At 61.4% G+C, this 24,019-nt stretch carries 28 protein-coding genes and 1 other RNA gene; 16 read left to right on the forward strand and 13 right to left on the reverse strand.

The features are described 5' to 3' along the window. The 8 genes from P353_RS27620 to P353_RS16565 are packed head-to-tail and all read left to right on the forward strand — an operon-like array spanning position 1 to position 4,559. Complete coding sequence (locus P353_RS27620; RefSeq protein WP_052084909.1) at positions 1–753, forward strand: hypothetical protein; 753 nt, start codon at positions 1–3, stop codon at positions 751–753. After that, positions 750–1,958 (forward strand): phage head spike fiber domain-containing protein, encoded by a 1,209-nt coding sequence (locus tag P353_RS29285; RefSeq protein WP_157839621.1) that lies wholly within the window; start codon positions 750–752, stop codon positions 1,956–1,958. Before P353_RS27620 ends, P353_RS29285 begins: the two co-directional genes overlap by 4 nt. Next, entirely contained in the window at positions 1,955–2,521 is a 567-nt protein-coding gene (locus P353_RS16540) for a hypothetical protein (RefSeq protein ID WP_232776587.1), read from the forward strand. The genes P353_RS29285 and P353_RS16540 overlap by 4 nt, the downstream gene beginning before the upstream one ends. Positions 2,522–2,523: 2 nt before the next feature. Continuing rightward, complete coding sequence (locus P353_RS16545; RefSeq protein WP_034371741.1) at positions 2,524–2,829, forward strand: hypothetical protein; 306 nt, start codon at positions 2,524–2,526, stop codon at positions 2,827–2,829. Further along, positions 2,826–3,203, forward strand: coding sequence for a hypothetical protein (locus P353_RS16550; RefSeq protein ID WP_034371744.1), 378 nt, complete (start codon positions 2,826–2,828; stop codon positions 3,201–3,203). The genes P353_RS16545 and P353_RS16550 overlap by 4 nt, the downstream gene beginning before the upstream one ends. Further along, positions 3,200–3,499, forward strand: coding sequence for a hypothetical protein (locus P353_RS16555; RefSeq protein WP_034371748.1), 300 nt, complete (start codon positions 3,200–3,202; stop codon positions 3,497–3,499). Before P353_RS16550 ends, P353_RS16555 begins: the two co-directional genes overlap by 4 nt. Beyond that, complete coding sequence (locus P353_RS16560) at positions 3,496–4,047, forward strand: hypothetical protein (protein WP_034371751.1); 552 nt, start codon at positions 3,496–3,498, stop codon at positions 4,045–4,047. Before P353_RS16555 ends, P353_RS16560 begins: the two co-directional genes overlap by 4 nt. After that, a complete protein-coding gene (locus P353_RS16565) occupies positions 4,044–4,559 on the forward strand; it encodes a hypothetical protein (protein ID WP_034371754.1) in 516 nt (171 codons plus the stop codon). Before P353_RS16560 ends, P353_RS16565 begins: the two co-directional genes overlap by 4 nt. A 55-nt stretch (positions 4,560–4,614) precedes the next feature. On the opposite strand, the gene P353_RS16570 is transcribed toward P353_RS16565, so the two are convergent. Beyond that, complete coding sequence (locus tag P353_RS16570; protein WP_034371757.1) at positions 4,615–4,869, reverse strand: hypothetical protein; 255 nt, start codon at positions 4,867–4,869, stop codon at positions 4,615–4,617. A gap of 71 nt (positions 4,870–4,940) precedes the next feature. On the opposite strand from P353_RS16570, the gene P353_RS29290 reads away from it, so the two are divergent. Further along, complete coding sequence (locus P353_RS29290; RefSeq protein WP_157839622.1) at positions 4,941–5,537, forward strand: hypothetical protein; 597 nt, start codon at positions 4,941–4,943, stop codon at positions 5,535–5,537. Positions 5,538–5,539: 2 nt separating this feature from the next. Here the strand turns inward: P353_RS29290 and P353_RS16575 are convergent, their stop codons facing one another. From P353_RS16575 to P353_RS16585, 3 genes are all read right to left on the reverse strand, one after another. After that, positions 5,540–6,838, reverse strand: coding sequence for a Y-family DNA polymerase (locus P353_RS16575; protein WP_034371759.1), 1,299 nt, complete (start codon positions 6,836–6,838; stop codon positions 5,540–5,542). A gap of 6 nt (positions 6,839–6,844) precedes the next feature. Beyond that, complete coding sequence (locus P353_RS16580) at positions 6,845–7,258, reverse strand: LexA family protein (protein WP_198529089.1); 414 nt, start codon at positions 7,256–7,258, stop codon at positions 6,845–6,847. Between the two features lie 116 nt (positions 7,259–7,374). Next, positions 7,375–9,039, reverse strand: a complete 1,665-nt coding sequence (locus P353_RS16585) for a recombinase family protein (protein WP_232776590.1) — start codon at positions 9,037–9,039, stop codon at positions 7,375–7,377. Between P353_RS16585 and rimO the strand changes: the two genes are divergently transcribed. Next, the gene (gene rimO / locus P353_RS16590) at positions 9,026–10,423 is read left to right on the forward strand and encodes a 30S ribosomal protein S12 methylthiotransferase RimO (RefSeq protein ID WP_034371765.1); all 1,398 of its coding nucleotides are present in this window, start codon (positions 9,026–9,028) and stop codon (positions 10,421–10,423) included. The genes P353_RS16585 and rimO overlap by 14 nt on opposite strands. A 313-nt stretch (positions 10,424–10,736) precedes the next feature. Here the strand turns inward: rimO and ffs are convergent. Beyond that, positions 10,737–10,832: signal recognition particle sRNA small type (ffs, locus tag P353_RS28320), an RNA gene on the reverse strand. Positions 10,833–10,935: 103 nt separating this feature from the next. Here ffs and dnaX point away from each other — a divergent pair. From dnaX to recR, 3 genes are all read left to right on the forward strand, one after another. After that, positions 10,936–13,116, forward strand: a complete 2,181-nt coding sequence (gene dnaX, locus P353_RS16595) for a DNA polymerase III subunit gamma/tau (RefSeq protein WP_034371768.1) — start codon at positions 10,936–10,938, stop codon at positions 13,114–13,116. Positions 13,117–13,143: 27 nt separating this feature from the next. Further along, positions 13,144–13,476, forward strand: a complete 333-nt coding sequence (locus tag P353_RS16600; protein ID WP_003066189.1) for a YbaB/EbfC family nucleoid-associated protein — start codon at positions 13,144–13,146, stop codon at positions 13,474–13,476. A 162-nt stretch (positions 13,477–13,638) separates the two neighbouring features. Continuing rightward, positions 13,639–14,229: a recombination mediator RecR gene (gene recR, locus P353_RS16605; RefSeq protein ID WP_034371771.1), complete on the forward strand. Its 591-nt coding sequence runs from the start codon at positions 13,639–13,641 to the stop codon at positions 14,227–14,229. Positions 14,230–14,358: 129 nt separating this feature from the next. On the opposite strand, the gene P353_RS16610 is transcribed toward recR, so the two are convergent. Together P353_RS16610 and gloB are read right to left on the reverse strand one after the other, a co-directional pair. Continuing rightward, a complete protein-coding gene (locus tag P353_RS16610) occupies positions 14,359–15,885 on the reverse strand; it encodes a transglycosylase SLT domain-containing protein (RefSeq protein WP_034371774.1) in 1,527 nt (508 codons plus the stop codon). Then, entirely contained in the window at positions 15,885–16,658 is a 774-nt protein-coding gene (gene gloB, locus P353_RS16615) for a hydroxyacylglutathione hydrolase (RefSeq protein ID WP_034371777.1), read from the reverse strand. Before gloB ends, P353_RS16610 begins: the two co-directional genes overlap by 1 nt. Positions 16,659–16,677: 19 nt before the next feature. On the opposite strand from gloB, the gene P353_RS16620 reads away from it, so the two are divergent. Together P353_RS16620 and rnhA are read left to right on the forward strand one after the other, a co-directional pair. After that, the gene (locus P353_RS16620; protein WP_034371780.1) at positions 16,678–17,511 is read left to right on the forward strand and encodes a methyltransferase domain-containing protein; all 834 of its coding nucleotides are present in this window, start codon (positions 16,678–16,680) and stop codon (positions 17,509–17,511) included. Beyond that, positions 17,508–17,957 carry a ribonuclease HI gene (rnhA, locus tag P353_RS16625; RefSeq protein WP_003056672.1) on the forward strand — a complete coding sequence of 150 codons (450 nt, stop codon included), beginning with the start codon at positions 17,508–17,510 and terminating at the stop codon, positions 17,955–17,957. Before P353_RS16620 ends, rnhA begins: the two co-directional genes overlap by 4 nt. Positions 17,958–17,984: 27 nt before the next feature. Here the strand turns inward: rnhA and P353_RS16630 are convergent, their stop codons facing one another. The 6 genes from P353_RS16630 to P353_RS16655 all read right to left on the reverse strand — a co-directional run bounded on the left by P353_RS16630 (position 17,985) and on the right by P353_RS16655 (position 23,301). Continuing rightward, positions 17,985–18,311 (reverse strand): thioredoxin family protein, encoded by a 327-nt coding sequence (locus tag P353_RS16630; protein ID WP_034371783.1) that lies wholly within the window; start codon positions 18,309–18,311, stop codon positions 17,985–17,987. Between the two features lie 53 nt (positions 18,312–18,364). Beyond that, positions 18,365–19,738: a gephyrin-like molybdotransferase Glp gene (gene glp, locus P353_RS16635; protein ID WP_034371786.1), complete on the reverse strand. Its 1,374-nt coding sequence runs from the start codon at positions 19,736–19,738 to the stop codon at positions 18,365–18,367. An 86-nt stretch (positions 19,739–19,824) separates the two neighbouring features. Beyond that, positions 19,825–20,490 (reverse strand): molybdenum cofactor guanylyltransferase MobA, encoded by a 666-nt coding sequence (gene mobA, locus P353_RS16640; protein WP_034371788.1) that lies wholly within the window; start codon positions 20,488–20,490, stop codon positions 19,825–19,827. Next, positions 20,483–21,625 carry a GTP 3',8-cyclase MoaA gene (gene moaA, locus P353_RS16645; RefSeq protein WP_034371792.1) on the reverse strand — a complete coding sequence of 381 codons (1,143 nt, stop codon included), beginning with the start codon at positions 21,623–21,625 and terminating at the stop codon, positions 20,483–20,485. Before moaA ends, mobA begins: the two co-directional genes overlap by 8 nt. Positions 21,626–21,722: 97 nt before the next feature. Next, positions 21,723–22,349, reverse strand: coding sequence for a DUF2889 domain-containing protein (locus P353_RS16650; protein ID WP_230847622.1), 627 nt, complete (start codon positions 22,347–22,349; stop codon positions 21,723–21,725). A 139-nt stretch (positions 22,350–22,488) separates the two neighbouring features. Further along, entirely contained in the window at positions 22,489–23,301 is an 813-nt protein-coding gene (locus P353_RS16655) for a Crp/Fnr family transcriptional regulator (RefSeq protein WP_034371795.1), read from the reverse strand. A gap of 61 nt (positions 23,302–23,362) precedes the next feature. Here P353_RS16655 and P353_RS16660 point away from each other — a divergent pair, with 61 nt between their 5' ends. Continuing rightward, positions 23,363–23,887 carry a DUF962 domain-containing protein gene (locus P353_RS16660; RefSeq protein WP_034371797.1) on the forward strand — a complete coding sequence of 175 codons (525 nt, stop codon included), beginning with the start codon at positions 23,363–23,365 and terminating at the stop codon, positions 23,885–23,887. Positions 23,888–24,019 lie beyond the last annotated feature (132 nt).

The following is a 24,019-nucleotide window of genomic DNA, read 5'->3' on the forward strand; positions in this document are numbered from 1 at the left end:
ATGGCTTGGTACAGAACTGGCACCGTAGCGGTGACCAACAACAGCAACGTCATCACCGGCACAGGCACCTCATGGGTGGATGGTGCAGCGGTTGGTGAAACCTTTCTGGGACCGGACGCGCAGGTCTATGAGATCACGTCCATCGTCAGCGGAACCAGTTTGCGCATCAGCCCGAACTACAAAGGCAGTACGGCCACGGTCCAAGCCTACGCAATCATGCCCACTCAGGGTTATCTGCGCGACCTGGCCGCGCAGGCTGCGGCGCTGGTCAATAGCTACCAGGCGGTGCGTGACGGCGTTGGTGCTGGCAAGTTTGCTGCAGGCACGGCGGCGGCGCCCAGTCTGCGGGGCGAAGCCGACGAAAACACCGGTCTCAACTTCCCAGGCGCAGACATTCTGCAACTCATCACCAATGGGGTGGTCAGGCTGCAGATTGCCCCTGACGGAACGCCGAGCGGTGTGTTTGTGGACAAGCTGCCAGTCAGTGCCGCTACCCAGACGGCGATCAATACCTTGGCAGCCGCATGCCTAGCATTGACAACCTTGGGGTCTGGGCCTGACCAGGTTCCGAGCAACCAGCACCTGGGGGCTCTGGCTTTTCAGGATGTTGTCGGGGTGCAGCAGGTCTACCGCAATGCGCGTAACAGCCAGCCTGGGGAGGTGTGGCATGAGCGTGTCAGCGACACCCAGTTGATCAAGAAATTCCACGGCCTCGATGACGTGGTGCGCAGCATTACGGAGACCTATGCATGACAACAATCACTGACTTTCCGGCGATTCGTCCAAGTTTTTTGCTGGACTTTGCGAATTCTGGCCGAGTGGATCCGCGCATCAGCTGTGTGCGGGCCAGCACTGCAACTTGCTGCGGCCCTGACGGCAAGCGGCGCACTGTCGCGTCCAATGTGCCGCGAATCGACTACGACCCCGCAACAGGTAAATGTCTTGGTCTATTGGTGGAAGAGGCTCGGACGAATCACTGCATAGCACCTAACAACCTAACAAGCTCCGGCGCATGGATCCTTGAAGGGGCATGTTCGGCAGAGTACTTCGCAGCAGATGGCGGCTATAGCGTGTTGTCCGTGACAGGCGCGACCTATACGGCTCGACCTGCATCGCCAAGTATTTCTACCGACCTTTCAATGGCTATCTCATGCGAAGTTAAGCGAACAGCCACATCTCAGAAAGTTTATGTGCAGCGCAATGGATACGTTGGTTCGTATTTGCGCGTTGTCTATGACTTCAATACCGAAACGGTGATGCTACTCAAAGGCGGGGAAGCGGTTTCAAGCGGGTATGGTGCGGTGAAGCTGGAAGACGGTTGGGTACGCATCTGGGTTGCGGGCTCAGTGCGAACGACAGAGATTTCAACAAATCAGCAAATCACCCTCGGGGAGATTCTTCCTGGGCAATCTGTAGCAGTTCGACGCTTCCAGATGGAGACAGGTGATTTCCCAACCAGCTACATCCCTACAGCGGGAACTGCGGTGACTCGGGCCGCAGATTTGCTGTACATCGACTACACGCTCCCTACCGTTGGTGCCATCGTTGCATCCGTGGCAGGCCTGGCATCGGCCAACACTGCAAATGCTTACCTGTGGAGTGCGGCGAACCCTGCCGACACCAATGCGGACCACGCGTACACCTACTTTTCCGGCTCGAACAATCGCACCAACTGGTGGGTCAACAAGGGAGGTGTCGGTCAGTCTGGCGGCAACATTGCGGGGCGACCGCTCAGCATAGGCATGAGCTTTGATGCGACAGGAAAGGCAGCGGCACTGGCTGCAGGCTCACTGATTGCGAAAGACACCACCCGCCCGCGCGACTTCCCTGCAAATCTCTCCCGGTTGAGCCTAGGACGCAGTATTTCGAACAACGGTTTTTTGGGTGGATGTATCTCGCGCTTGGCGGTTTACAGCGGCCGTATCACTGACGCTCAACTCCAAAGGCTCACAGCATGATGTACCTGCAATTTGCCAGCGAGGCGGCAGCGCGCCTCGCCTTCGCACCATGGATCGTTGAAAACGCATGGCCGTCGTATATAGAGGTTGTGGCAGTCGATGTCGTCGGGAGGATTCAGCGCCCAACGGGCTCAGTGATCGACACGCCTGAGGGGTCCATCCCTGAGATGGCGCTCATCCCTGGATGGCATATCAACCTGAGCGCACCCGTCCCCGCCTTGGCAGCCTATGAGATTGCGGCACCTTCATCGCCTGACAGGGTGTTTGCGGGCAGTGGTGACGCACCGCCACCGCGAGTGCCGGCCGAAGTTGCCCGCTGGCAAGCCAAGCTGGCCCTGATGCAGCAGGTGGATGGGCAAGGCGTGACTCTGTGGGATCGCCTGCAGCAGCTGCGCGAGTCGCTCACGGATACCGAGCAGCAGACCATGCTCGATGCCGCGATGAACGAGGTCCTGAACTGGAAGCGCCCCAGCCCTACGGTGCTGTGGGCGGCCGAGCAGCTCGAGCTCAGCGCCCAGCAGGTGGACGAGCTCTTTATCTACGCGCACGCGCTGGAGCTGTAGCCATGGATTGGACACCTTTGATTCATGCGCTGATCGCCATGCTCGCCCAGGCCCTGGTCGGCCTGATGCTGGGCAACTGGTGGTTGGGCGGCGCGCTGGCCTGCAGCTGGTGGCTGGCGCGCGAGCATACCCAGGCGGAATACCGCTGGATTCAGGCGTTTGCTGGCGGGAACCGCACGGGCATGCCCTGGTGGGGAGGGTTTGACCCGCGTGTCTGGAATGCCGGCTCTTTTCTGGATGCCGTGGTGCCGATCCTGGTGTGTATCGCGGTTTGGGTGATTTACGTACAAGAGAGGGGGGTTATGTGACTAGCAATCTCGATCCGGTAGCGGTCTCCGTGACTGTGGTAGGCGTGGTCTTTTCGCCGGCGCTTGCGGCCGTGGTGGGGCCATACGCCGTGATCGTTCTGTCTTCAGCCATTGGGGCGGCCTGGGCGCTGGGTAGGCGTGAGCCTTCGACCCGGTTCAATGCCGTCAACTTTTTTGCGCTCATTTGCGGTACCGCGTTGATGGTGACTGTGAATGTGGCCGACATGATTGGCATGTGGCTGGGCAAGGAAGACACGCGCTGGCTCTTGTCCCCAGTGGCCTTGTTCATTGGTGGCGTTGGCCAGGACTGGATTCGCTTGGGCAAGTGGGTCTGGGGCCAGTTTCTTTCTTTCAAGCGAGGAGGTGCGCAGTGACGTGGCAAACCCATCAATTGCTCGCCGGGTTAAATCTTGCCCTTTGCTTGGGCATTGGCTGGGCCTGCATTTGCCGGCTCAACTCTCATATCTGCCGCACTTATCTGCTGGCGCGTGCGCGTTATACGTTGCTGCTGGTCGGTGCCATGGCATCCGGCTTGCAGCCGCTGCTTTTCAACTCCTGGCCGTCGGTGGCCAGCGTGATTTTCGGGCTTGCTGTTCTGGCGGGTCTTGGCCTCAACGTGGTGCGCTGGTGGGTCAGCTCGCACCCGATGCGAAGGAGTGACGACGAATGACGCTCGAATCCATTATTTCCAATTCCATCCGTCCAGCTATGGCTTTGCTGCCTGCTGCCATGGATACGCCCCAGGCTCACGTGTACCTGCTCGCATCAGGCCTGCAGGAAAGCCGGTTCAAGGATCGCTATCAGATCGTGCAGGGACGGCCTGGAGCAAAGGGGCTGGCGAGGGGCTTCTGGCAGTTTGAGCAGGGCACACAGTCGAGCCGTGGCGGTGTTTGGGGGGTGTACCTGCACGAGGCAAGTCGATACTGGCTGAGCATCGTTTGCGCCGCGCGAGGTGTGGCATTCGAACCGCGCGCTATATGGGAGCAGTTGGAGGCAGATGATGTGTTTGCTGCCTCTGTGGCGCGGCTGCTGATGTTTACTGATGCGCAGCGCTTGCCGACTGTTGGAGATGAGGAGGGGGCGTGGCAGCTGTACCTTCGCACATGGCGCCCAGGAGCCTGGGCACGCGGCAGCGCTCAGCAGCGGGCGGACTTGCGGGCGAAGTGGGCACGAAACTATGCCCTAGCCATTGAGGCGATGGCGGGTGTCGCAGCATGATCAGTCGCGGCCAATCCATAACCTTCGGGCTACTGCTGACGCTGGCCTTTGCTGCTGGTTGGGTAGCTCAGGGCTGGCGGGCGGACGCTGCATCCGCCCGCGTTGAATCAACTCAGGCAAGCCAGGGCGAAGCTCAGGCCAAGCAATCACAAGCAGTGACAGAAAAAAAAGCAGAGGCAGTGGTTGAGCACGGCACTGCCCAACAGGAAAACACCCATGACTACACGCAAGAAATGGCCCGCCTGGAGGCTGGCCGCACTGCTGATGCTGCCCGCATTGCAGGCCTGCAGCACGACATCAGGAGCGCTGCAACCCGCAACGCCCAGCTTGCCAGTGACGCCGCTGCCCGCCGAGATCTCGCAGATCAGCACCAGCGACTCGCAGCCCTCGCTGCAGAAGGCGCGGAAGTGGTTGGCGAGCTTAGCGGCCTGGTCGAAAAGCGAGACGCCCAGGTAAAACTGTTGCGCGGCCAGATAGCGGCTGACCGGGCACTGCTCGAGCAGATAAACTGAAAGCGCCCCGACACCGTGATTGGTGCCGGGACGTTTCTTTGCGTTTGGTGCTTGATCAGTAGCCTTCGACCAAAGGCATTTCTGCCCCATCGACCGCAATCATCACGCCCGTGGTGTTGGGGTCGATTTCTATTGGGACTCCCCACATTTCATTGGGCTTAGCGAAGGCGTTGACGATGTTGAACTGCCGCAACTCTTCCGGCGTCATCTTGATCAGCTTAGGGTAGGCGTTGTTGTGGGCCTTCCAGTGCCGGAGGAACGTGTGGCAAACGCGCTTGTGGACTGTGTGGATCGGGGAGTCATCGGTCATAGTGCACATTGTCTTTGATCTGTGTAGCGACCATCGTTCTTTTGGATGGCTTTTTGTTTAGAGAAACAGATATGCTTACGATCATGTCTGATTTATCAACAATTATTCCTGTCACAGCGGTTGTGACAATCACTCTTTTCGGAATAAAAGAATTCCTCGAATGGAGGCGTCGTACAGCAGCAGACAGACGAAAGCTTCAAGCAATTAAGAAAGTGCTTGCGAGAGACATTGAGTTAAATTACTCATCGATATCAAATTTAAATTTAATGTTGAATGAGATTAAAAATAAGAAACTCAGTGAGAACGCCGCTGAAATATCTATAACCAGTCGTCCTGCTGGTGGATTCGTTGTGCGGTATGACAGGGGGAGTTATGTCCAGCATGGGATACGAAAAGATAATTTTTTAAAGCACCTTGTTGATATTGCGTCCTTAGATGAGTCATTTTATAAAGAATGTGAATCGGCATTAAATGAATTGTCTGAGGCAGAGCACATACTGCTTTCTCTCGTGCATGGGCCGGGGGCGGATTTTCCTTCCACACCAAATAATTACTATGAGGGTTTGGCTGACTATGGTGTTCAGAACCTAGCAAAGTCGACAACAGCAATCAAGCGGTTCTATCAAATTTGTACAGGTTCTGAGTTATTGCGCGGAAAGAATCGTTAGGCTCAGGCCCTCGCAATCGGTATGTCGTCAATCTTGGTGGTGTAGCGCGGTGTGCGGCGCTCTTGGCGCATGCGCCAGCCGCTCTCGTCCAGCTCGGGAACGCCGGTGCTGGCGACATGCACCGTGCCCTTGCCGAAGCGCTTGTTGACCTTGTCCATGGCTTCCATCAGCTTGCTTTGATCGCGGCTGGGTTCCTGAAAGAGCAGATCGCCTTGCTGCACTTCTGCAGGGCACAGGTCTTGCAGCATGACTCCGGCCTTGGATAGTTGATAGCCAGGCTGGTAGATCGAGCGCAAGCCGCGCACGGCCGCATTCACTAGCGCCTTGGTGTCGGAGGAGGGCGGCTGGAGTTGAATCACTGCCGTTTCGTAGAACCTGCGGCCTGGTCTGAATGGTGATGTGTGTGCGAAAACATGCAGGGCGCCAGCACGCAAACCGCCAGCGCGCAGTTTTTCTGCAGCCCTGGTTGCAAATTCGCTCACAGCTTCTATCAATGGGGGCAGGGTGGTGATGGGGTGACCGAAGCTGCGGGTGCATGCAATCTGTTTTTTGGCGGCAGGGGCTGTCTCCAAGCTCATGCAGCTCACGCCTTGCAGCTCGCGCACGGTGCGCTCGAGCACCACGCTCCAGCCATCGCGCGCGGCATGGGCGGGCAGCCTGGCCAGGTCAAGCGCAGTCAGCACGCCTTGCTCGGCCAGCTGGGCAGAGATGCGCCGGCCCACGCCCCAGACCTCGCCGGCGGCGGTGCGGCCGAGAATGTCGGTGCGTTGCTGCTCGGACAGCTCGGCCCAGTTGCAGACCCGCTGCAGCTCGGCGGGATAGCTGCCAGGCTTGCGCTCCGAGTCCTTGGCGACGTGGTTGCAGAGCTTGGCCAGGGTCTTGGTGGGGGCCAGGCCCACACATGTGGGGATGCCTGTCCATCTGAGGATGCGTGCGCGAATGGCAAAGGCTCGCCTGGTCAGATCCCGCACGCCGTCCAGATCCCCAATGAATGACTCATCGATGCTGTAGATTTCTTGGGTGGGGCCCAGGCCGGCAGCCAGCGACATCATGCGGTCGCTCATGTCGCCGTACAGCTCAAAGTTTGGTGAGAGGCAGACAAGCCCCTTGTGCTCGACTAGGTCGCGCAATTGAAAAAACGGCTGCCCCATCTTCACGCCCAGGGCCTTGGCCTCGTCGGAGCGTGAGATGGCGCAGCCGTCGTTATTGCTCAGGACGACGACAGGGATGCCCTCAAGGGCAGGCCTGAAAGCCCGCTCGCAGCTGACGTAGAAGTTGTTGCCGTCGATGAGCGCGAACATACATGCTCATGCAAAGCGTTTGATGCAGGACTTGACCACGCCCCAGATTTCCAGCTCTTGGTTCTCTTTGGGGACGATGTCGGGATAGGTGGGATTGCCAGCCCTGAGCTTGAAGCAGCCACCAGCGTTGTGCAGGACCTTGACGGTGAAGTCATTGTCAAGAACGGCCACGACGATGCTGCCATGGCGCGCGCGCAGTGCCCGGTCGACCACGATGAGGTCACCGTCATCGATGCCGTATTCGCGCATGGATGGCCCGGCCACGCGCAACAGGAATGTGGCCTGCGGGTGCTCGACAAGCAGCTCGGTAATGTCCAATCGTTTGCCCGAGAAGTCCTCGGCTGGTGAAGGGAAGCCTGCGCGCACGCTGCAATCAGCCAGCGGCAAGACAACTGGGGTGGCAGTGAGTTGGACGGGCATGCCGCTCAGTAGACGATGACTGTACATGCATACAGTATATAGCCGCCTTTTCTGGGCGAATATTGAAAGCCCCTGCTGCCAGCGCACGGGGCCTTTGTCGTCACGGCGCTGATGTATTAGTCAGCGGCTTCGTAGCTTTCGTCATGTACCCAGTTGCCATCCCGGTCAATGCGAAGCCATCTGGAGCTGCCGCCTTTGGCGACCAGCATCAGGTCAATGTAGTAGTCGCGGGACTTCGGTGTGTGATTGGGGCGAAGGCCGTGGTGGTAGACCGATATGCGGCTGAAGGTGTCCGCGACAAGCTGGCGCGCTTGCAATCGTGTCTCTATGTCCTGGGCTTCCACGCCGGCTGCGAGTGCCCGCCATTTCTCATCAGCACCAGATATGTCGCGGCGGGCGAGCATGGCGATATCGCGCTCTTGGGCTGTCAGAGATTTCTCTGCGACTGCCAGATCCTCTTCGAGCTGGCGGGCGCGGCGGGCAAATGTGAGTGGAATTCCTTCATCTGCCGAGGCGAGCATGGCGTCTGTCAGCTTGTCGAGCTGGGCCTTTATCGCCTCGACATTCTTTTGTGCCTTTAGAAGCTCCTTGCGGCTTTCAGAGCTGGTGTCCGTTTCAAACAAGCCTTGCAGATTCATCATGTCGGAGCAGTAAGACATGATCGCGCGCTCGATGGGGGCCACCGAGGTTGAGCCGCGAACCGGGCACACAGCACTGAAGGTGGCAGCGGCCGAGCACAGCAGGCGTCTGTAGCCATCCCGAATCCTGCCGTCAGGTAGCCGCTTCTTGCTGGCCAGGTGCTGCCCGGCCATGGGGTGCCCGCAGTACCCGCAGAACGTGATGCCTATGCCGGTGATTACGTGGGGCAGATCCCCCTTCACCCTGCGGCGTCCAGAACTCTTGACAACCCGTTGCAGGTCTTCCCAATCGAGCTCCGACAGCAGCGGTGGGTAATAGCCTTTGAGCAGGTACTCGTCGCCATCCACGCTGATAGGCTTGTGCCCAGCCAGTTGGGGCATTTTGGTGACGCGGTAGACCTGCAGCGTCTGGTTTTCCTTGCTGGTTGGGTAGATGCGCAGGCCCTCGGCATTGAGCTTCTCAATAATGCGCTTGCCGCCCAGGCCTTGCTTGTACATCTCGATCGTGCGCAGGATGGCCTTGACAGTATCGGGCTTGAAGTCCCAGCCGTCGGTGTCATTGCGGGTCAGCCAGGCCGGGTCGTGGCCCTGTTCGACGCGGCCACGGTAGGAGCCATCAATCCATTTTTCGCAAAGACGGCGGACGCTTGCCTTGACCCGCTTGCTCTTGGTGTCCGACTCTTCGTGAGCGCGAATCATCACCAGCAAGCTATAGACAAGGTCCATCGGGTTGTCTTTGAGCCGCTGCCGGCTGTAGGTCTTCCCGTCGCTGGCGGTGACCACTGTGATGCCCGCATTTACAATCTGGGCTAGTTGCGCCTGTGCCTGGATGGGTTCAGCGCGAGATAGGCGGTCCAAGCCCTCAACAATGAGCACTGAGCCAAAGGGAACACGCCCTTCTTCGACAGCACGCAGGAAAACGCCCAGAGCGCCTGATTTGATGTGCTGTTGATGGTAGGCAGAAAGACCCTCGTCCCTTAACGATAGATGGGTATCAAGTTTTAGGTCGTGCTCGGCAGCCCACTTGGCAGCATATGCAAGCTGTCGGTCTGTGCTGCCTCCTGCCGATTGCTTTGGATCAGAGAACCGCAGATAGCTATACACCAAACCATTTTTTGCAGAATCCCCCATGACTGAAGCCATCTCCCAGAAAGATCAAATTCCCCGTATAGGTATGGTATCACTCGGGTGCCCCAAGGCCTTGACTGATAGCGAGCTGATTCTCACGCAGCTCAGCGCCGAGGGCTACCAGACTTCCAAGACCTTTGAAGGCGCGGATTTGGTCATCGTCAACACCTGCGGCTTCATCGACGATGCCGTCAAGGAAAGCCTGGACACCATTGGCGAAGCTCTGGCAGCCAACGGCAAGGTGATCGTGACTGGTTGCCTGGGTGCCAAGGCTGGCAAAGAGGGTGGCTCCACCATGGTGGCCGAGGTGCATCCCAGCGTGCTGGCAGTCACGGGACCCCATGCGACGCAGGAAGTGATGGATGCGGTGCACACTCATCTGCCCAAGCCGCACGACCCGTTCGTGGACCTGGTGCCTGGCAGCTTTGGCGATGCTGGCATCAAGCTCACGCCCAAGCACTATGCCTATCTGAAGATTTCCGAAGGCTGCAACCATCGCTGCACCTTTTGCATCATCCCCAGCATGCGCGGCGATTTGGTTTCGCGTCCGATCGGCGATGTGCTCAAGGAGGCCAAGGCGCTATTCGAAGGGGGCGTGAAAGAGCTGTTGGTAATCAGCCAGGATACCTCGGCCTATGGTGTGGATGTGAAGTACCGTACCGGCTTCTGGGACGGCAAGCCCGTCAAGACCCGCATGCTGGAGCTGGCCGACGAGCTGGGCAAGCTGGCGCAGCAGCACGGTGCCTGGGTGCGTCTGCACTATGTCTACCCCTATCCCACCGTGGATGCGGTCCTGCCCTTGATGGCCGAGGGCAAGATCCTGCCTTACCTGGACGTGCCCTTGCAGCACAGCCACCCCGATGTGCTCAAGCGCATGAAGCGACCCGCATCGGGCGAAAAGAACCTGGACCGTATCCGCGAATGGCGCAAGATCTGCCCCGAGCTGGTGATTCGTTCCACCTTCATTGCCGGTTTCCCCGGCGAGACCGAGGAAGAGTTCGAGCATCTGCTTAACTTTATTCGCGAAGCCGAGATCGACCGTGCCGGCTGCTTTGCCTACAGCCCTGTCGAAGGCGCCACCGCCAACGAACTGCCTGGCATGCTGCCCGAAGAGGTGCGCGAAGCGCGTCGTGCGCGTTTCATGGAAGTGGCCGAGGAAGTCTCTACCAAGCGTTTGCAGCGTCGGGTGGGCCAGGTCATGAAGGTGTTGGTGGACAAGGCTGTCAGCCTGGGCAAAAAGGGCGGTGTGGGCCGAACCTATGCCGATGCCCCCGAGATCGACGGCGTGGTTCACATCCAGCCGCCCGAAAAGGCCAGCAAGACCTACAAGGTGGGTGAGCTGATCAGCGTGCGCATCGTGGGCACGCAGGGTCATGATCTGGTGGGCGTTCCGGTTTGAGTTTCCATGGCGCCGCTGTGCGGCGCCATGTCAATCCGGTAAGAACAAAAAGGCCGCAATTGCGGCCTTTTTGCATCTGATTTCTTGGTTGTGGCTCTGGTCTGTCAATTGCCTGCGGGAGATCTTGAGGCAATGACGGGTTCAGCTCTGACCGGGTCGCTGCCGCCTCTGGAATCAGGTTGAGACCCCAGGCATGGAGCGCCGATGCGAAACACTTTTTCTGGGCAAAGTGCTACTGCATGGTGTTGTTCATGGTGAAAAATGGCCTTTCTCGGAAGACAGCCTCTTGTCTGTAAAGAGGTTTCCATCGAAAGGTGACGAGCCTGATCTCGGCACTGTATCCACAGTTAGGGCTGCTTGGTTCCCCACCTGACCCGGTTGGCTGCTTCCCCATGCGAGGAGGCCCGTCATGCTCGATTATAGATGCAAAACAGACACAGCCCAGCGAGCTGTGAAATGAGATTCCAGGAGCAGGCTTGTTGGCATGTCCCGGCCCCGTAGAATCAGAGGCTATGTCTTATTTAGTGCTTGCTCGCAAATACCGGCCCCGTACCTTCACCGAAATGGTGGGACAGGAGCACGTGGTTCAGGCTCTGACCAATGCGTTGACCCAGCAGCGCCTGCATCACGCCTATCTGTTCACGGGCACACGTGGCGTGGGCAAGACCACGGTGTCGCGCATTCTGGCCAAGTCTCTGAATTGCCAGGGCCTGGACGGTAACGGTGGAATCACCGCAACCCCCTGCGGAGTTTGCGCAGCATGCACTGAAATCGATAGCGGGCGTTTCCCCGACTACACCGAGCTGGACGCTGCGTCCAACCGGGGGGTGGATGAGGTGCAGAGCCTGCTGGAGCAGGCGGTGTACAAGCCAGTGCAGGGGCGCTTCAAGGTCTTCATGATCGACGAGGTGCACATGCTGACAAACACCGCGTTCAACGCCATGCTCAAGACGCTGGAGGAGCCTCCGGAGTACCTGAAGTTCGTGCTGGCCACGACCGATCCGCAGAAAGTGCCGGTCACTGTGCTCTCGCGCTGCCTGCAGTTCAATCTGCGTCCGATGGCGCCCGAGACGGTTCTGGAGCACCTGACCCATGTGCTGGACAAGGAAAGCGTGCCGGCGGAGCCTCAGGCGCTGCGCCTGCTGTCGCGTGCTGCACGTGGTTCCATGCGTGATGCGCTGAGCCTGACCGACCAGGCGATTGCCTTTGGCAGCGGCCAGTTGCAGGAGGCGACGGTGCGCCAGATGCTGGGCAGCGTGGATCGCAGCCATGTATTTCGCCTGATCGATGCCTTGGCGCAGGGGCACGGGCGCGCGGTGGTGGAAGTCTCCGAAGAGCTGCGTCACAACGGTCTGTCTGCGGCATCGACGCTGGAAGAAATGTGCGCCGTGCTGCAGCGCATGGCCGTGTTGCAGGCCGTGCCCGATATGCCGCTGGATGCCAGCGACCCCGAGGCCGCCGAAGTGGACCGACTGGCCAGTCTGATGCCGCGCGACGAGACTCAACTGCTCTACAGCATCTGCCTGCATGGGCGTGCAGAGCTGGGGCTGGCCCCCGATGAATATGCGGCGTTGACCATGGCGCTGCTGCGGTTGCTGGCCTTCAAGCCGGAAAACGCCGAAGCTGGCACGGCTGAAAAAAAAACTCCAGCGCTGAGGCCTAGCCGTCCGGTTGTCCAGGCTCCGAATCCGATTCAGCAGCCTCCGGCTTCACCGCCAGCAGTGATGGAGGCACCGTCGGCCCAGGCTCAGTCCGTCCCGTCTGTACCGCAGCCTGTTACGAAAGCCGCACCGGAGTCCGCACCAAAGCAGGAGCCTGCGTCAGAGGTCGGCATGGCCGAGCCAGAACATATTCAAGCTGTTGCAGATCGCTCGGATTCAGCTGCATATTCCCTAGCAGAGCCGGTGGTGCAGGTCGCTCCGGAGCCGACCCGATCGCCAGCTCCTGCGGTGACGCCTGAGCCTGCTGCGGTTCAGCAAACCACGCCCTCGGCGAATCATGAAGCTGTCGCAGAGGCAGGCCAAATGCCCGCCGACGATGCGTCCGAGAGCGCTGAAAGCGCCGAGGTCGTCGATATGGCTGATGCTCCCGAAGAGCAGGATGCCAGCGAGGCGGCCTGGGCAGGCATGCCCGATGAGGGCTGGTCTGACGATGGGCGCTGGGGTGATGATGCTGACCTGGATGTCGGCCAGCCCCTGCATGCCATGCCGCCCATGGAGTCTGACGAGCCGGCGGCCCAGAGCGCAAGCGGCGGCTATGTCAGCACGGCCCAGGATGCAGCCCCTGTGGAGTGCACCCCCGAGGGCGATCTGTGGTTTGGCGTGGTGCAGCAGTTGCTGCAGAGCGAAGCCGTGGTGGCTGTGGCGCGGCAACTGGCGCTGCAGTCGCAGCTGCTGGGCCGTGAAGGCGATCTGTGGCGGCTGCGCGTGGAGTCCAACTCGCTCAATCAGGCTGGCACACGTGATCGTCTGCGTGCTGCGCTGGAAGCAGCCGGTCATGCGCGACAATTGCAGGTTGAGCAAGGGCCGGTGACGGACAGTCCTGCCCGCCGGCTGGCCCTGGAAAGGCAAGCTAGCCAGTTGCTGGCCGAGGACATTGTCAAAAGCAATCCGCAGGTACAAACCTTGATGCGAGACTTTGGCGCGAAAATCGTGCCCGGTAGTATCAAGCCCATATCTATTCAGCCTGAATAAGGCGTTTCAACAAAAGAAGGAATTCTCATGTTCAACAAAGGACAACTCGCCGGTTTGATGAAGCAAGCTCAGGCCATGCAGGACAACCTGAAGAAGGCTCAGGAAGAGCTGGGCAATATCGAAGTTGAAGGCGAATCCGGTGCCGGTCTGGTCAAGGTCGTGATGACCTGCAAGCATGACGTCAAGCGCATCACCATCGATCCCAGCCTGCTGGCCGAAGACAAGGACATGCTGGAAGACCTGGTGGCTGCTGCCTTCAACGCGGCTGTGCGCAAGGCCGAAGAGACCTCCAACGAGAAGATGGGCAAGATCACTGCGGGTATGCCTGGACTGCCAGGCGGGATGAAGTTCCCGTTCTGACGGATTTTCCCTTGAGCGGCAGTGCCGCTTCCCCGGCAAAGAGATGGCTGCGATGCCGCGATGCGGTTCTTGCTCGCTGTCCCTGGCCGGAGTGTGCAGGGGATGAATGGCGATCTGCGCAGTGGCAGATCGCCTTTTTTCTGGTGACTGAAAGGACAACGCGTGTCTGATGTGCAATCTCTGGATGCCTTGATCGAGGCCTTGCGCCGACTGCCGGGCGTGGGCATCAAGTCGGCGCAGCGCATGGCGTTTCATTTGCTGCAGCGTGATCAGGCCGGGGCGCTGCAGCTGGCGCGGGCACTGGACTCTGCGGTGAACTCGGTGCATCACTGCGAGCGCTGCCACACGTTTACCGAAGGCGCTATCTGCCGCATCTGTGATGACGCCGGGCGCGACGGCGCTCGGCTGTGCGTGGTCGAAGCGCCGGCCGATCTGGCTGCCATGGAGCGCACGGGGGCCTATCAGGGCTACTACTATGTGCTGATGGGGCGGCTGTCGCCGCTCGATGGCGTGGGTCCCAAGGAAATCGGCATGAAGCAGTTGCTCGAGCGTGCCTGTGACGGCGTGGTGCAGGAGGTGATTCTGGCCACCAGCTTCACGGCCGAGGGCGAGGCCACGGCCCATGCCGTCAGCGAGGCGCTCAAGTCGCGCGGCATTCTGGTCACGCGGCTGGCGCGCGGCGTGCCTATAGGCAGCGAACTCGAATATGTGGATCTGGGCACGATTGCCCACGCGCTGGTGGATAGGCGCTGAAGATATTTATTGGATTGGCTTCAAGCGCTTTTCTATCAAGCGTTTGTTGCTATCTACTTCGTTAAACGAGTAGATATAAAAAAGCCCGCTGGTTTTGCGAACAGCGGGCTTTTTTGCGGCTGGCGAGGCTTATTTGCGCTTCTTGGCAGGTGTGCCGCCGCGTGCCTTGGGTTCGCTCTTGCCGCCGCGGGGAGCGGTTGCGGTGCTGGTCTTGGCGCTCTTGCTGGCGGTGGCTGCCACCTTGCTGCCGCCACGAGTGTTGCGGGCTGAGCTGTCGCTGCTTTCGGCGCGTGCGCTGCGGGCTGCGCGGCTGGGCAGGTAGGCAATCAGTGACTGGCCGGGGCGCAAGGATGCCGTGGACTTGAGGTCGTTCCAGTCCGCGAGGTTGGAGACGCTGATGCCATAGCGGCTGGCCACGCTGACCAGGGTATCGCGCTTGCGCGCCTTGACCGTGGTGCGCACGGTCACGACTTCAGGTGCGAAGGAGATCTGACCGTTGTCGGCCACATGGCCGGGCACATCGGTCTTGACGTTGGCATCGCGCGGCACCATCAGGGTCGAGCCGGCCTTGATCAGCATGCGCGGCGGGATGTTGTTGATGGCGCGCAGATCGGCTTCGCCCAGGCCTGCACGCTGGGCGGCTTCGGCCACGGTGATGGTGGTGGGCACGGTCCATACCGTCCAGCTGGCAAACTGGCCTTCGCTATAGGCCTGCAGATTGCGGCGGAAAACCTTGGCATTGTCCCAGGGCAGCAGCACCTGTGGTGTGGCGCGCGCAAAGATCACCGGCTTGTGAAAGCTGGGGTTGAGTGCCTTGAAGTCCTTGACGCTGACATCGGCCAGCTTGGCCACCAGCTCCACGTCGATGTCGTGCGGCAGATCCACGGCCTGGAAATAGGGGTGGTTTTCGATGATGGGAAGCTCGGTGTTGAACTTCTCGGGTTCGGCCACGATGTTCTTGACGGCTTGCAGCTTGGGCACGTAGTTGCGGGTTTCGGCCGGCATCTGCAGATCAAGGTAGCCGGCGGGCTGGCCCAGCTTTTCATTGCGCTTGATGGCGCGGCCCACGCTGCCTTCGCCCCAGTTATAGGCGGCCAGGGCCAGATGCCAGTCGCCGAACATGTTGTAGAGCTTTTGCAGATAGTCGAGCGCAGCGCGGGTCGAGGCCAGCACATCGCGGCGATCATCGCGGAAGACATTTTGCTTGAGGTCGAAATAGGTGCCCGTGGCCGGCATGAACTGCCACATGCCGGCGGCTTTGGCGCTGGATACGGCCTGAGGGTTGAAGGCGCTCTCGATGAAGGGCAACAGCGCCAGCTCTGTCGGCATATTGCGGCGCTCCAGTTCCTCGACGATGTGGAACAGGTATTTGCTCGATCGCTCCGTCATGCGCTGGATGTAGTCGGGGCGCGTGGCATACCACTGCTCTTGGTTCTGGACCAGATCCTGCTCAAGATTGGGCATGGCAAAGCCCTTGCGGATGCGAACCCAGAGATCGCCCGTGGCTTCCAGTTCAGCGACTTCGGAGCTGCCGACTTTGCCCTGGCCCAGGGGTTTGAGAGGGCCGTTCGGATACATGGGGTCGACGCTGCTGGTGGTTGCGCAGCCGGTTAATATCAGTGCGCTTGTCAGCAGCAGGGTGGATAGCAGCTTCATCAGAAAACGTTTTTCCATTGGCGCAGGGTAGCCAGCACGCTGGCGGGCTCCTCGGGCTTGGTTTGAGGATCATGGTGCACGGCGGCCGCGATCACATCGGCAGCGCGGCTTCGCATGAACGGGTTGATGGTCAGCTCGGTCTGCAATGTGGAGGGCAGCGTGGGCAGCCCGTTCTTGCGCAGTTGCTGGCAATATTCCAGATACTGAGCCAGTTCCGGATTGTTTGGTTCCACGGCCTGCGCAAATCGCAGGTTGGAAATTGTGTACTCATGTGCACAGCACACCAGCGTGTTGCCGGGCAGGGCGGCCAGTGCGTCCAGCGAAGCCTGCATCTGCGCTGCAGTGCCTTCGAAGAGGCGGCCGCAGCCGCCCGAGAACAGCGTGTCGCCGCAGAACAGCAGGGGCTGGCTTTGCGCCCGGGTGCTGAAGAAGGCGATATGACCGCTGGTGTGCCCGGGCACATCGATGACCTGCCAGGGGCCACCGAACAACTCGACGCTGTCGCCGCCCTGTACGCGCGTGACCGGCTCGGGCAGGGACTCATAGGCAGGGCCCCAGACGGGAGCGCCGGTGGCCGCACGAATGGTCTCGACGCCGCCCACATGGTCGGCATGATGGTGGGTGACTAAAATGCCCAGCAGTTTCAGACCCCGCTGTGCCAATGTGCTCAGCACAGGCTCGGCCTGACCCGGATCGACGACCACGGCATGTTCTGCATCGTGGAGCATCCAGATGTAGTTGTCGGAAAAAGCGGGAATGGGCAACAGGTTCATGAGCTGCAAAATTATAGAGATGCATCACTGGACGGATTCAGCCCTCGGGCACTACCTCCTGAAATGGGAGCAGCAGCGCTTTGACGAGGCGGTGGCCGATATCTTTGGCTACCACGCCTTGCAACTGGGCTTGCCGCAGCTGCAAGGCCTGCGCGGCAACCGCATGCCCCATCGCTGGCTGGCACTGGAGGGCCTCGATCCCGTTCCGGATGCAAAAGCAGGCACTGTAGCGCAAGCGGCGGCGGACCGAGTGTCGCAGGTGCAGCCGCCTGCCGATGATGCGCATAATTTTGCCCCTTTGATGCCGGCGCTCCGGACAGCCCCGGAAGCCCTGCCTTTTGCCGAGGCCAGCCTCGACCTGCTGCTGATGCCGCATACGCTGGAGGCTTCGAACGATCCGCATGCCGCACTGCGCGAGGCTGCGCGCGTGCTGGTGCCCGAAGGGCGGCTGGTGATCAGCGGACTGAACCCTTCCAGTCTGCTGGGCTTGCAGCGCCGGGTGGAGCGCAGTGCGGGTTATTTGCCGGACCTGAGCCTGGGGGTGGGCTACTGGCGTTTGCGCGATTGGCTGCGATTGCTGAGCTTCGAGATCGAAGCAGTGCAATTTGGCTGTTATCGTCCTGCCACTGAAAGTGAAAAGTGGCTGAGCCGCTGGCAGTTCATGGAGGGCCTGGGCCACCGCTGCTGGCCGGTGATGGGGGGCGTCTATTGCGTGGTGGCCGTCAAGCGCGTGCAGGGCATGCGACTGATGAGCCCGAGCTGGCGCAAGGGCAGCGTGCCGGCCGGCATGAAGGCGCCCGTGACCCAGAGGCAGCCGCCGGACATGTTCTGGCGTAACAAGGAAGAAAATTGAATCAAGTTGTGATCTATACCGATGGTGCCTGCAAGGGCAATCCCGGCCCTGGAGGCTGGGGCGCATTGCTGCAGGCCGGATCGGCACAGAAGGAACTCTTCGGTGGTGAACTGGGAACCACCAATAACCGCATGGAACTCAAGGCCGTGATCGAGGCGCTGTCCGCGCTCAAGCGTCCCTGCGATGTGGTGCTGTATCTGGACAGCCAGTACGTGCGCAAAGGCATTACCGAGTGGATCCAGGGCTGGAAGGCCAAGGGCTGGGTCACCGCGTCCAAGGAGCCCGTCAAGAATGTCGAGCTCTGGAAGCAGCTGGACGCGCTGGTGCAGGGCAGCGGCCACCGTATCGACTGGCGCTGGGTCAAGGGCCATGCCGGGGACCCAGGCAACGAGCGCGCCGATGCGCTGGCCAACAAGGGCGTGGAGTTGGCGCTCAAGAACGGCTGAGTCAGCAGCTGGACCAGTTGCGCTGGCTCAGTTCGTGATCTGTGCCAGTGCTTCTTGGATCTGCTGCTCGGATTCGGGACGCACGATGCGCGCCACTTCCTTGCCGTCACGCAGAAAAATCAGCGTGGGCCAGAGCTTGACGCGATAGCTGCGCCCCAGCGGCCGGCCGGGACCATCTTCCACCTTGATGTGCGCCACTTCGGGCTGGACTGACAGCGCGGACTGCAACAGTGGCTGGGCGCGCTGGCAGTGGCCGCACCAGGGGGTGCCGAATTCCAGCAAATTCGCGCCCTTGAGCGCATCGATGGCCTGCCTTGTGGGTTCTGTGGCCCAGTGGGTGGCTTGGTATGGCATGAAATATTTCCCAGAATGGATCGAAGGTCGAAGACCAGACGGCAAGTCTGTCTTCAGATCAGGCCCTGCAGCAGCAGGACGTTGACGGATTCTCCGGGCAGGACATCGCCGCGCGCATCGTCCAGCACGATGATGCAGTCGGCTGCGACCATGGAGCTGAGCACGCCCGAGCCTTGCGGGCCCGTGGTGCGTACGGCGGCCTGGCCCTTCTCATTGAGTTCGAGTATGCCGCGCAGATATTCGGTACGACCCGGGCGTTTGCGCAGGCGCTCGCTGCTGATCGCCTGCAGCAATGGCGCAGGGGCGCCGCGTTCGCCAGCCAGCATGGCCAGGGCCGGGCGCACAAACATCAGAAAGCTCACCATGGCGGCCACTGGGTTGCCGGGCAGTCCCAGCAGCACCGCCGGGCGCTGAGTGGGCGGTAGGTTGCTCTGATTTTGGGAGCCGCTTGCGCCTGTCTTGATTGGAATACCTGCCGACCTGGTCAGTGAAATTCCACCGGCGGGAGCAAGCAGGCCCACCGCCAGTGGCCGACCGGGACGCATGGCCACTCGCCAGAACTGCACGGTGCCCAGGCGCTGCAGCATCGCGCGGGTGTGATCGGCCTCGCCGGCGCTGATGCCGCCACTGGTCAGCACCACATCGGCCAGGGTGGCTGCTTCGCGCAGGCGCTCTTCCAGCGCGGCCGGCTCATCGGGCACGGCCCCCAGGTCCAGCACATGGGCACCCAGTCGGCGCAGCAGCGCCTGCAGGCTGAAACGGTTGCTGTCGTAGATGGCTCCCTCGCGCGGCTCGGCGCCGGGGCTCAGCAGCTCGTCGCCGGTGGAGAAGTAAGCCACGCTGAGCCGGCGCCGCACGCTGACCTGGCCCAGTCCCAGACTGGCCAGCAGGCCAAGAGCGGCTGGTGTGAGACGCTGGCCGGCCTGCAGCGCCACAGAGCCTTGCTCCAGGTCTTCGCCGCGCAGGCGACGATTGGCACCTGCACGCAGGGCATGGCCGTCAAACTGAATGCACTCCTGGCCAGCGCTGGCCTGTTCATGGGCTACCACCGTGTCCGCACCCACCGGCATGACCGCACCCGTCATGATCTTCACGCATTGGCCAGAGCCAAGCCGGCCTTGCCAGGGCCCTCCTGCCAGTGCCGTCCCCACCACACGCAGCACCAGTGGCCGGCCGGGCTGCGCCCGCTCCAGTTCGCTGCCTGCAAAGGCATAGCCGTCCATGGCGCTATTGTCATGGGGGGGGACGTTGACGGGGCAGACCACATCGGCTGCCAGCACACGATCAAGAGCCTCGGGCAGGGCGACGGTTTCCACCTCTGCGACCGCACCCAGCGGCTGCAGCAGGGCCTGCAGCTGTTGCAGCACCTGGTCAGTGGTCAGCGTCTGGGCGCTGGTGGAAGCGGCAGGTTGAAAAGTCGCAGTCATAACAGCAGAAAATAAAAAACCTCATGACGGGATGCGGCCATGGGGCTGCGTGGCACTTTACGCTTTTGGCTTGAGGCGCCGGTGAATCAGGATTGGCGTTCGGGGGCGATTTGCTCCAGATCAAGCAACTGGGCCAGCGTGTTGGCGTTGCTGAAGGCCTGCTCGTCCCCGGGGCGGTCAAATAGGGCCTGGGCGCTGCGATGCTGGCCGGTCCAGGCATCTATCTTGCGGCCGCCGCCGATGATGAAGCGCTCGAGGCTTGGGGCGAGCTGGGCCCGCAGCAGGCAGAACACGGGCTGGGCGCGCAGTTGCGGCGGCTGACCCGGCAGGGCATGCTCGGTATCCCAGCCGTGAGCGATGACGATATCGGCATCGCCGCGCGACGCCAGCATTTGCGCAGCCAGATCGAGGGGCAGCAGCGGCGTATCGCAGGGCACGCAAAGCAGCCATGGCGTGCGGCAATGCGCGAGGCCAGCCATGAATCCCGCCAACGGGCCGGGGTAGTCGGGAAGGCTGTCGGCGCAGACCTCGGCAGCCAGTGGCTGGCCCAGCTCAGCATAGGCCGCTGCATTGCGATTGGCATTGATGAGCAGGGGGCCGACTTGCGGGGCCAGGCGCTGCAATGCATGCAGTGCCAGTGGCAAGCCTTGAAAGCGCTGCAGGCCTTTGTCCACGCCGCCCATGCGTGCACCGCGCCCCCCGGCCAGCACGCAGCCGGTGATCTGCTCAGGGGGGATGCGTGAGTCAGCCACCGATATAGCTCATCTCGATGCGCCGACCTTGCCGCACCGGCGCCACATCGGGCGGCATTTCGCTGCGCAGCTGCGAGTAGCGATCGTCGCGCTGCTGCCAGATGGGGGCGATGGCGCCGGCAATCTCGGCATCGCTGGCGCCGGTGCGCAGCAGGCTGCGCAAGTCCCAGCCCTGGCTGGCGAACAGGCACAGATAGAGCTGGCCCTCGGTGGACAGGCGTGCGCGGTTGCAGTCGCCGCAGAAAGCATGGGTCACACTGCTGATGACGCCCACCTCGCCCAGTTGCGGGTCATATTGACCGCTGGCATCGGCATAGCCCCAGCGCACGGCGGTCTCGCCAGGGGCACTGGGCGCCAGCGGGATCAGCGGCAGCTCGGCGCGCAGACGCGCTATCACCTCGTCCGAGGGCAGCACCTCGTCCATACGCCAGCCGTTGGTGGCGCCCACGTCCATGTATTCGATGAAGCGCAGTGTGATTCCCGTGCCGCGGAAGTAGCGGGCCATGGGCAGGATCTGGTCGTCATTGGTGCCGCGTTTGACCACCATGTTGACCTTGATGTGCGACAGACCTGCGGCCTGCGCAGCCTCGATGCCCGCCAGCACATCGGTCACGGGGAAGTCCACATCGTTCATGCGCCGGAACACGGCGTCGTCCAGCCCGTCGAGGCTGACGGTCACGCGATTCAGGCCGGCGTCCTTCAGGGCACGGGCCTTGCGTGCCAGCAGCGAAGCGTTGGTGGTCAGTGTCAGGTCCAGCGGCTGGCCATCGGGCGTACGCAGCTCGGCCAGCTGGGCGATCAGGGCTTCGATGTTCTTGCGCAGCAGCGGCTCGCCGCCGGTCAGGCGCAGCTTGCGCACGCCATGGGCGACAAAAAGTCTGGCCAGGCGCGTAATTTCCTCGAAGCTCAACAGCGAGCTGTGGGGCAGATATTGGTAGTTCTTGTCGAAGACTTCCTTGGGCATGCAGTAGTTGCAGCGGAAGTTGCAGCGGTCGGTGACGCTGATGCGCAGGTCGCGCAAAGGCCGTCCCCATTGATCCTGCAGCAGCCCGGTAGGGGTCTGCAGGGGGCTGGGGACGATTGCGTTGCGGCTCGCCGCACGCTCATCGACCAAGGGGATCACACGTTCTGCCATGGGCTCGATTGTGCCGCAAGCGCGAAGTCCGGGACGGCTGCGGGCTTGTTGTGGTTTATCAAATTTGATAGCTGTTAGCGCTTGATGGTATTGTGGATCAGTCTTTTGTAGTGGTTTCCGCGGGTTGCTGAGCGATCGGCTTCCAGCCTTTGAACTCGGGGTAGAACTCGGCCACGCCGGGGCCGTTGAAGTCCCAGCCCAGGCATTGGCCCAGATGGCGTGGCGGCAGGCCCGAGCCATTGGGGCCGAACTGGTTGAGCACGGTGTGGAAGGCGGGCGTTGCCATATTGAACAGCAGCTCGCGCAGATGCGTGCAGCCCACCACCCCGCCCAGATTGTCGGCAATGGCGCGGCGCCACCCACGGGCTATGCAGCAGCCCACCATCTTCTGCATGGACTTTGTGGCCTGGGGGCAGTGGCCCAGGGGGTGGTCGTCCATGGCAGCCTCTATGCCGTGCACCACCATGTCGGCATCGATGGTCAGGCGGATCCACATATGGTGAATCGGCTTGCCTGCCGGCACTTTGCGGCGGCCGTGCAGCTCGATGTCATAGGTTTTCTGGTCGATCAGCTCGGCTTCCACGTCCCACATGCCGTCATCACGGGCATAGCCCCGGTATTTGACGTCGCGCATGTGGATGGGGGCTGGCGTGCGGCTGGCACTGGGAGGCAAGGGCATGGGGTATACGTTGTTATGGCGGGCGACGACGGCATGTCGGAGCATGGCTGGATCGCCCGCGATGATCTTGAATCGGGTCTGGTGCGCCAGACCCGATTTCATTATCAAAGAGATAGCAGGCTTGTCCAGCACCAAGCGGACAGCGCGGCGGCAGGGGGGCGACCCCGAGCCCGGCGGCAAGCGCCTAGCTGCTCGTGGGTATTTGCCCGGTGAGTGCTGCGGCCTTGAGTGCGGCCAGATCGAGAACTTCCAGTTTGCCGCGCCGCAGTTGCAACCAGCCGGCCTGCTGCAGCTCCTGCAGTATCTGGTTGGTGGTCTGGCGCGACAGGCCCAGCATGCGTGCGATCTGCTCCTGCGAGACGGCCAACTCGCGGTGAGTGCGCATGCGGTCGGCCCATTGCTCGTGGCCCATGGCCATCTGCACCAGGCGGCACATCACACGCTGCGGAGCAGGCAGCACGGTCTGTTCCTCCAGCGCAATCAGGCTGGAGCGCAGCTTGTGGGTCAGCAGCAGGGCCATGTGGCGCCAGCAATGCGGGTTGGCATCCAGCCATTCGCGCAGCGGCGTTATAGGGATATGCAGCAGAGCGCAGGCGGTATTGGCGCAGGCGTCGTGGGTGCGGGGCTCGCCATCGAAGAGGGCGATCTCGCCCAGCCAGCTTGGCGGCTCGATCAAGGTCAGCAAGGCTGTGCGGGTGTTTTCCTGAAGTGCTGCCGTGCCGGAGATGCTGAGCGAGCCCCTGGCCACCGCATACAGGCCGCAGGGGGCATCGCCGCGGCGAAACAGCCATTCGCCGGCGGTCAGCAGCCTTGGCTGGGCCAGTTGCTGCATCTGGGCGGTCAACTCCGGCGGCAGGGAGCGGAACCAGCGCCCGGCCTGCACAATGGCCCAGAGGTCATTGGAGTTGACATGCTCGAAGCTGCCGCGCTGGCGTGCAGTGGGCACTGAGGCCGGTGCAGGCCTGGGTAAGGGGTTTAGCGCTTGTGTCGGTGGCATGACAGACGGCAAGGTTGATGCTGCGCCACCATGCTCTGACAAGCGACCAGGAGATACAGCGATGAAAACCCTAATCGATCAACTGTCCAACTACGCCGACTACCACCGCGACCCGCGCAATATCGTGACGCACTACATTGGCGTGCCCATGATCATGCAGGCGGTGGTCATTCTCCTGGCCAGGCTGCAATGGGGAGCGCCTGGCGGTATGCCGATCTCGCTGGCCCTGCTGGCAGCGCTTGCCGCTGCGGTGTATTACTGGCGGCTGGACGGGCGCTACGGCCTGTTCATGAGCGTGCTGCTGGCCGCCATGCTGGCGCTGGCCACTCCCATCGCCGCGCAGCCCATGGGCAGCTGGCTGGCCTGGGGGCTGGGTTTGTTTGCGCTGGGCTGGGTGATCCAGTTCATCGGTCACTACTGGGAAGGACGCAAGCCCGCTTTTTTTGACGATGTGATGGGCCTGCTGATAGGCCCGCTGTTTGTGGCGGCCGAGCTGGGCTTTGCGCTGGGGCTGCGCAAGGAGGTGCAGGCGGCGGTGGAGCAGCGCAGCGGCCCCGTGCGTCGCCGGCACCCGGTGAACGCTTGATATGCTCTGGTTCTGAGAGCTAAGTCCGCTATATGCATATTGGTTTGAGTGAGTTTTTATGGGTGTTGTGGCTAGCGGCGCCCGGCGGTAATACACAACTGTGCGTGCATCTTTCAAACATGTAATGCCTGC

Origin of the sequence: Comamonas testosteroni (assembly GCF_000761245.1) — a bacterium.
In the GTDB taxonomy this organism is placed as follows: domain Bacteria; phylum Pseudomonadota; class Gammaproteobacteria; order Burkholderiales; family Burkholderiaceae_C; genus Comamonas; species Comamonas testosteroni_C.

Bases quoted from the DNA above. Each gene is read 5' to 3' on its own strand.
- rimO (WP_034371765.1), top strand. From the start codon at position 9,026: ATGACTGAAGCCATCTCCCAGAAAGATCAAATTCCCCGTATAGGTATG.
- P353_RS16540 (WP_232776587.1), top strand. From the start codon at position 1,955: ATGATGTACCTGCAATTTGCCAGCGAGGCGGCAGCGCGCCTCGCCTTC.
- P353_RS16650 (WP_230847622.1), bottom strand. From the start codon at position 22,349: ATGCTCCGACATGCCGTCGTCGCCCGCCATAACAACGTATACCCCATG.
- P353_RS16655 (WP_034371795.1), bottom strand. From the start codon at position 23,301: ATGCCACCGACACAAGCGCTAAACCCCTTACCCAGGCCTGCACCGGCC.
- P353_RS16630 (WP_034371783.1), bottom strand. From the start codon at position 18,311: ATGCCATACCAAGCCACCCACTGGGCCACAGAACCCACAAGGCAGGCC.
- P353_RS16620 (WP_034371780.1), top strand. From the start codon at position 16,678: ATGCATCACTGGACGGATTCAGCCCTCGGGCACTACCTCCTGAAATGG.
- P353_RS29290 (WP_157839622.1), top strand. From the start codon at position 4,941: ATGCTTACGATCATGTCTGATTTATCAACAATTATTCCTGTCACAGCG.
- P353_RS16585 (WP_232776590.1), bottom strand. From the start codon at position 9,039: ATGGCTTCAGTCATGGGGGATTCTGCAAAAAATGGTTTGGTGTATAGC.
- P353_RS16610 (WP_034371774.1), bottom strand. From the start codon at position 15,885: ATGAAGCTGCTATCCACCCTGCTGCTGACAAGCGCACTGATATTAACC.
- P353_RS16580 (WP_198529089.1), bottom strand. From the start codon at position 7,258: ATGCCCGTCCAACTCACTGCCACCCCAGTTGTCTTGCCGCTGGCTGAT.
- glp (WP_034371786.1), bottom strand. From the start codon at position 19,738: ATGACTGCGACTTTTCAACCTGCCGCTTCCACCAGCGCCCAGACGCTG.
- P353_RS16560 (WP_034371751.1), top strand. From the start codon at position 3,496: ATGACGCTCGAATCCATTATTTCCAATTCCATCCGTCCAGCTATGGCT.
- P353_RS29285 (WP_157839621.1), top strand. From the start codon at position 750: ATGACAACAATCACTGACTTTCCGGCGATTCGTCCAAGTTTTTTGCTG.
- P353_RS16570 (WP_034371757.1), bottom strand. From the start codon at position 4,869: ATGACCGATGACTCCCCGATCCACACAGTCCACAAGCGCGTTTGCCAC.
- P353_RS16545 (WP_034371741.1), top strand. From the start codon at position 2,524: ATGGATTGGACACCTTTGATTCATGCGCTGATCGCCATGCTCGCCCAG.
- P353_RS16600 (WP_003066189.1), top strand. From the start codon at position 13,144: ATGTTCAACAAAGGACAACTCGCCGGTTTGATGAAGCAAGCTCAGGCC.
- dnaX (WP_034371768.1), top strand. From the start codon at position 10,936: ATGTCTTATTTAGTGCTTGCTCGCAAATACCGGCCCCGTACCTTCACC.
- moaA (WP_034371792.1), bottom strand. From the start codon at position 21,625: ATGGCAGAACGTGTGATCCCCTTGGTCGATGAGCGTGCGGCGAGCCGC.
- P353_RS16575 (WP_034371759.1), bottom strand. From the start codon at position 6,838: ATGTTCGCGCTCATCGACGGCAACAACTTCTACGTCAGCTGCGAGCGG.
- P353_RS16660 (WP_034371797.1), top strand. From the start codon at position 23,363: ATGAAAACCCTAATCGATCAACTGTCCAACTACGCCGACTACCACCGC.
- P353_RS16565 (WP_034371754.1), top strand. From the start codon at position 4,044: ATGATCAGTCGCGGCCAATCCATAACCTTCGGGCTACTGCTGACGCTG.
- gloB (WP_034371777.1), bottom strand. From the start codon at position 16,658: ATGAACCTGTTGCCCATTCCCGCTTTTTCCGACAACTACATCTGGATG.
- P353_RS27620 (WP_052084909.1), top strand. From the start codon at position 1: ATGGCTTGGTACAGAACTGGCACCGTAGCGGTGACCAACAACAGCAAC.